Origin of the sequence: Bradyrhizobium sp. CCH5-F6 (genome assembly GCF_001556045.1) — a bacterium.
Taxonomy (GTDB): Bacteria; Pseudomonadota; Alphaproteobacteria; order Rhizobiales; family Xanthobacteraceae; genus Bradyrhizobium.
The window spans coordinates 1-5,368 of the sequence record NZ_LSIC01000166.1 but is presented as its reverse complement, the minus strand read 5'-3'; the positions used below and the strand labels follow the sequence as shown (position 1 = coordinate 5,368).

Here is a 5,368-nt window from a genome sequence, read left to right as displayed (position 1 = left end):
CGGCGACTTGAAAGAGCGTGACGGGGACCATCAGGGTGCGGGCGAGGTCGAAAGCGTGGTTCTGGGCGAGGGAGAGGTCGTGCGCCATTTTGAGGCTCCATCCGGAGCGGGCCAATTCCCGCTGATGGCTCCTCGAAGGTCCGGCCCCGGTCGCGATCACCGCGCAGGCGCAGCCAAGCGGCCGCACGCTCGCGTAGCGGACCCTTGATGGGTTGATCGTGGAAGATCCGGGGATGGACCAGGACGCCATCAGACGAAGCGGGATTGGACCGCCTCCGGTGCGAGCCGTGCCAGGCGCGATCTTTCCGTTCCCCGGATGAAACGCCGATCCACGCGACGTCCCGAGCCGGTCCAGCGCGGAGCCTCCGTCCTGACCCGCAACGACGGTCTGTCGACGGCGCCGCATACCGTTCCCGACCACGCCGACGCCGCATTTCGCGAAGCGCTCGACGATCCGGTCGGCAAGACGGCATGGGGTCCTGGGTATGGGATATCGCGGGCCAGGCCGATGCCGGAGCCACCTGCGCGAGCAGCGGCCGCAGTCCGCCCTTCCGGAGGCCGAGCTATGACGCCGGAACCCACGGCCCCGCCAGGGGCCGGGTCCGCTTTCGGCGACCAGCACGACCACTGCGCCGCCGGCAAACGCGTTTATAAAAAGGAGGCGAACGAAGCCGCCTCCCCATGTGCGTGATGCACGCCTTGTCTAGAACGGAAGCTTGCCCCACTCGGGGCTCGCTCGCAATTCAGCGAGCAACGCATCACGCTCGGCGATACGCTTGTCGAGTGCGAACTTGGTCCAGTGCCGCTCGATTTCTGATGCGATGGAGCTTTCGAAGCCGGCGCGCAGATCACCGATGATCCGGTCGAGATTATCCATGATCAGGTCGAAGTTTTTGAGTGTGTACGTGTCCATGATCGGCTCCTTCGTTTCAATGACGAAGGCGGCCCATCGTTTCTTGACGAGCGGGTCAGGGACCGCGGAGCGGCCGCCAAAGGCGGGGAGCGGGGGAGCCGATTTTCAGCCGCCGCCCTCATCGGGCGGCGGCTGAAAATTGGGGGAACCGCTCTCCTTGACGCGGGAGGAAATACGATAGGCTGGGACGTCATTGTCAGAGAGAACCACGGCCCCGCCAGGGGCCGTGTCCGTATCCGGCGATCAGCCGGCCCTCTCATTCTCCGTGTGTCTCGGCGATCGCAATCTCACGCCGGCGGGGCCGCATCGCGAGAGGATCGTGACCCGAATGGGGTGCGCCGTTGTGGCGTGGAGAAGAAGAAGGAGTGTTCGAAAGAATGGAGCCTACTGGTTTGGCTCTTACTCACCCGGCTTACCGGTGTCGGAAACGACTGAAATCCCGAAAGGGGAACGGGACCAGAGCATGCCGGGAAAAGGCTCGAAATTGGGCGCCGCAGTCCGGTGGAGAGCACAGAGTAAGGTGTGCATGGTGAAAGCTGATATGCCTGAATCCCAGTTTCCAGTTGCTAAAGGGTTGGCTGTAGCGAATGCGGCTGAAACGCTATGTCGTGCGAGATGGAAAGCACTGCCCTGTGCGCCCCATCACCAGTTCGCGCGGGACGACTTCCATCGGAAGGTCAAGGAAATAAACGGGACACCTAAACACACCGCGACTCCTCACACACGCAACTACGGGATCGCCTGCAGCAGGTTCAAGGTTGAATCTGTATGGCGACGGAGCCGTCATAGTACCCAAATGCCCTGCGTAATGGCAGGGACAGCCGTCGACAGGCGGACGAGCACGCGTATAAGTCCGGCCAGTCCGGTCGAAAGCGCCTCTGATCGGGGGAAGGACGATGCCGCCAATAACGGCATTTGCAGTATGCAAAGAAGACGTTCTTTGACGGAGAGGTACTGCTGATGCAGGCCGCGACTATCCAGAAAAGAATTGAATCAATACCGACATTGTCCGGGTCGGGAAGGAAGATAAACGGCCTTCACCGCCTGTTGAGGTCTTCGTACCTCTTCGAGCGGGCATACGAAAAGGTTTCTCGGAACAAAGGAGCCAGCACGCCGGGAATTGATGGCAAAACTTTTGACGGAATAACGTCGTCAGAGTTGGCCGACATTGCCGCGCGTGTATCGGAAGGTACTTATCGCTTCCGACCAGCCCGACGGGTCTATATTCCGAAGGGCAACGGCAAAACACGACCGCTGGGCATACCCACGGTGGAGGACCGGCTCGTCCAAGAGGCCGTCAGGATCATTCTCGAAGCAATCTACGAGCCCGTGTTTCTCGATGAGTCACATGGGTTCCGCCCGAGGCGATCCTGTCATAGCGCCCTTGAACTTATCAAGAAAACTTGGACGGGTTGTAAATGGCTGATCGAAGTGGATGTGCGCGGGTTCTTCGACAACATCGACCACGATATTCTGCTTGAACTTCTAAAGAGGCGTATCGATGACGATAGGTTCATCGAACTGATCGAAGGAATGCTCAAAGCGGGCTATATGGAAGATTGGGTCTTCGAACGCACGTACAGCGGCACGCCACAGGGCGGGGTTGTCTCGCCCCTGCTTGCCAACATCTATCTGCACGAACTCGACCAGTTCATGCAGACGTTGCGGGTGAGCTTTGATCAGGGCCGCAAACGGCGTCCGTTTGCGGCCTACGCGGCGTTACAACATCGCGTCCATCGCCTTCGCCGAGAAGTTGAACGGCTCCGTGCCACTAGCGCGGATCAGGGTCAGATTAACGCCGTGATGGCGCAGATCGAAGCCCTCAATAGGGAAAGGCGGAAAATGCCGTCCGTCGATCCTATGGACCCAAACTTCAAAAGGCTCCGTTACTGCCGATATGCCGACGACTTCCTGATCGGCATCATCGGCAGCAAGCAGGAGGCGCGTGAGATCATGACTTCCGTCGAACAACACTTGACGGAAACCCTGAAGCTCGCCGTGGCGCCCGAGAAAAGTGGGGTCCATGCCGCATCAAAAGGGGTAACCTTTCTTGGCTACCGCATATCGACATTTACCTCGACCGGCGCCGGACGGAAGTCCGACCGGAAGGGCCCCGATGGGCGCAAGTGGCGCATCTTACGTCGCCCGACCACCGGCAATGTCAGCCTGCGTGTGCCACGAGAAAGGGTCACTGCGTTCTGTCGCAGACATGGCTATGGCGATCTCGCCAGAAAGAATGGCCATCGACGGGTACAATTCGCACATACCAGCGATCGCAACATCGTCCTCGCCTATAACTCGGAGTTCCGTGGCTTTGCCAACTATTATGTGTTGGCCGATGACGTCAAAAAGGCGTTAGGGCTGTTGGAACTGGTGACGTTACGCAGTCTCGTGAAAACGCTGGCGATGCGTCATCGGACAACAACGGCAAAGATCAGGGCACGCTTGAGCAAGGGCACGGATTACGAGGTTTCCTCGGTAATACGTGGTGAAGTTCGCAGCCTCAAACTGTGGCGACTAAAGCATCTACGCCGCCTCTCCTGGACAAGTCCAGTCGTGGACAATGTCACAAAGGGAGCGTGGTGGGTCAAAAGTCCAAACGACCTCATCGACCGACTGGATACGCGCGAATGCGGCATCTGTGGCGATACGCGTGGGCCGTTCGTAGTGCATCATCGTCAGAGCGATCGGCATTTCCGCGACAAACCGTTGACGAACCGGAACTTGGGGACCGCGCTGCGCCGGACGATGATCTTCTGTCCAGCCTGCAGGGAAGTCGCAAGTTCCCGTCGGGAGATACCGCATATGGAGAGCCGTGTGCATTGAAAGGTGCACGCACGGTTCGGAGGGAGGCGTAGGGGTATTCTGTTCGCAGATGCCCCACGCCTACCCTACCCGAAACCGCGCAGCGGGTTCGGTTCGCGCAGCGAATAGAGCCGTGCCCCGAAGGGCCTCGCCCAAAATCTGCCGATGTCGAAGTGGATGCCGGATCGAAAGATGATCTGTATCGGCAACAACCAGACACCACCCCCAACATCTGTTCCCGTCGAGGCAAGAGACGGACAGACCAGCGGATATAGCTTAAGTCGAAGACGATGCTTCCGGGAAGTTGGCGCGCAGATACTCGGCAGCCGCTTCAGCTGTCGGAAACGCGGCAAGTTGGCGCGGCTCTTCGTCGGGCCGCTGCGGCTGCCGGATCACCGTCACCTGACCGCCTTCAAGACAGGCGTTGGGCCGCTCCCGGAACTTCAGCCATTCAGCCTGCTTCGCTTCGGCCAACGCGCAGGCAGCATCGTAATCGTCCGCGAAACCGAAATGGGTTGAGCGATCCCACGCCCCGCCATTCAGGCATCGGACCTCGATGCGACCATCCGGTCGTGTGAGGCCGTAAGGGCGATCCCACCATTGATCGAGCTGCGCCTTGCTGCGCGTGTCGTTCGGGGTCGCGTCGAACGTCTTGGGCAATTTGGGGTCGAGTGGAATCCGGTTCGGCATGGAGATCCTCAAATCCGGAAAGAAATTGCCAGAGAGCGAGACGAATTGGGAGAGTAAAATTCGCTTGAGGGCAGACGATTCATGCGCCGACGACAGGGACACGGGCGCCGGCTATGGCGCCCGCACGGCCGACGCGGAAAAACCTCCCTCACTGGGGAGGCTCCTCCGCCCAGGTGGCGAGGATCGCGTCGCGCTCGGCGATCGCCGCCGCCAGCTCGCCCTCGATGCAGCGCCGCTCGTCGGCGTAGACGGCGTTCCTGAGTTCGGCCCGAAGCTCTTCAATGTGTTGATCGATCGACATGGTGTCGTCTCCTTGACGTTTGTGAAAGACGACGCCCGCGGTCATGGCGGATCGGAGGGATCAAGGAGCGCGAAGCGACCGGCGGAGCCGGCGTGCGGAGGAGCCGATTTTGTTGAAGCGGAGGGAACCGGCGCGGAGGCAAAATTGGAGGTGCCGCAGTCCTTGAGGCCTTCGGAGCGCCATGGCACCCTTGGACGAACTGAGCAGTCCCCCGTTCCCGGTTGTGCGCCCGGCAAGCCGGAAGCGGGCTCGATGCCCGGTTCCGGCTTCATTCAGCGCGCAAGAAGCCCCGCCTTGGCGGCGGGGTTCCTGCGTCGCGGGGATCAGGCGTCCCGCTTCGGGCGGTTCCAGATCAGGGCGTAGTCCCCGTCCGTCTGGCTCGGCCACAGCGCTGCGATGATCGGGACGTTGAAGCTCGGGTCGTCGAGTTTGACGGAGATGTAGGGCTCGCCGTCGTTGGAGACCTGGTTCCAGCCTGCGCCGACCTCGACGCCGTTGCCGGCGGTGATGCGGAAGTCCGGGGCGTCGCGGGAGACGCGGTCGATCGGGTTGAGGCGGGCCTTGAAGCCGACGGTGAGGGTGCGGACGTTGCCGACGATGCCGTTTTAGGTCAGTTGGCAACCGTCTTTCTGAAATGAAGCGGTTGATCCGATAGCGAC

General features: G+C 60.7%; 5 protein-coding genes. 1 reads left to right on the top strand and 4 read right to left on the bottom strand.

Annotation, left to right across the window (positions count from 1 at the left end):
* Nucleotides 1–703: 703 nt before the first annotated feature.
* Complete coding sequence (locus AX729_RS28545) at nucleotides 704–913, bottom strand: hypothetical protein (protein WP_061027530.1); 210 nt, start codon at nucleotides 911–913, stop codon at nucleotides 704–706.
* Between the two features lie 960 nt (nucleotides 914–1,873).
* Here AX729_RS28545 and ltrA point away from each other — a divergent pair.
* Complete coding sequence (gene ltrA / locus AX729_RS28540) at nucleotides 1,874–3,739, top strand: group II intron reverse transcriptase/maturase (RefSeq protein WP_197433694.1); 1,866 nt, start codon at nucleotides 1,874–1,876, stop codon at nucleotides 3,737–3,739.
* Nucleotides 3,740–3,994: 255 nt separating this feature from the next.
* Here the strand turns inward: ltrA and AX729_RS28535 are convergent, their stop codons facing one another.
* The 3 genes from AX729_RS28535 to AX729_RS39045 all read right to left on the bottom strand — a co-directional run bounded on the left by AX729_RS28535 (nucleotide 3,995) and on the right by AX729_RS39045 (nucleotide 5,308).
* The gene (locus AX729_RS28535) at nucleotides 3,995–4,510 is read right to left on the bottom strand and encodes a hypothetical protein (RefSeq protein ID WP_197433693.1); all 516 of its coding nucleotides are present in this window, start codon (nucleotides 4,508–4,510) and stop codon (nucleotides 3,995–3,997) included.
* A gap of 46 nt (nucleotides 4,511–4,556) precedes the next feature.
* Nucleotides 4,557–4,709, bottom strand: a complete 153-nt coding sequence (locus tag AX729_RS40720; protein WP_197433692.1) for a hypothetical protein — start codon at nucleotides 4,707–4,709, stop codon at nucleotides 4,557–4,559.
* Between the two features lie 323 nt (nucleotides 4,710–5,032).
* Nucleotides 5,033–5,308, bottom strand: coding sequence for a DUF736 domain-containing protein (locus AX729_RS39045; RefSeq protein WP_082750799.1), 276 nt, complete (start codon nucleotides 5,306–5,308; stop codon nucleotides 5,033–5,035).
* Between the last annotated feature and the right edge of the window lie 60 nt (nucleotides 5,309–5,368).

Coding starts and splice junctions, on each gene's coding strand:
- AX729_RS40720 (WP_197433692.1), bottom strand. CDS start 4,709: ATGTCGATCGATCAACACATTGAAGAGCTTCGGGCCGAACTCAGGAAC.
- ltrA (WP_197433694.1), top strand. CDS start 1,874: ATGCAGGCCGCGACTATCCAGAAAAGAATTGAATCAATACCGACATTG.
- AX729_RS28545 (WP_061027530.1), bottom strand. CDS start 913: ATGGACACGTACACACTCAAAAACTTCGACCTGATCATGGATAATCTC.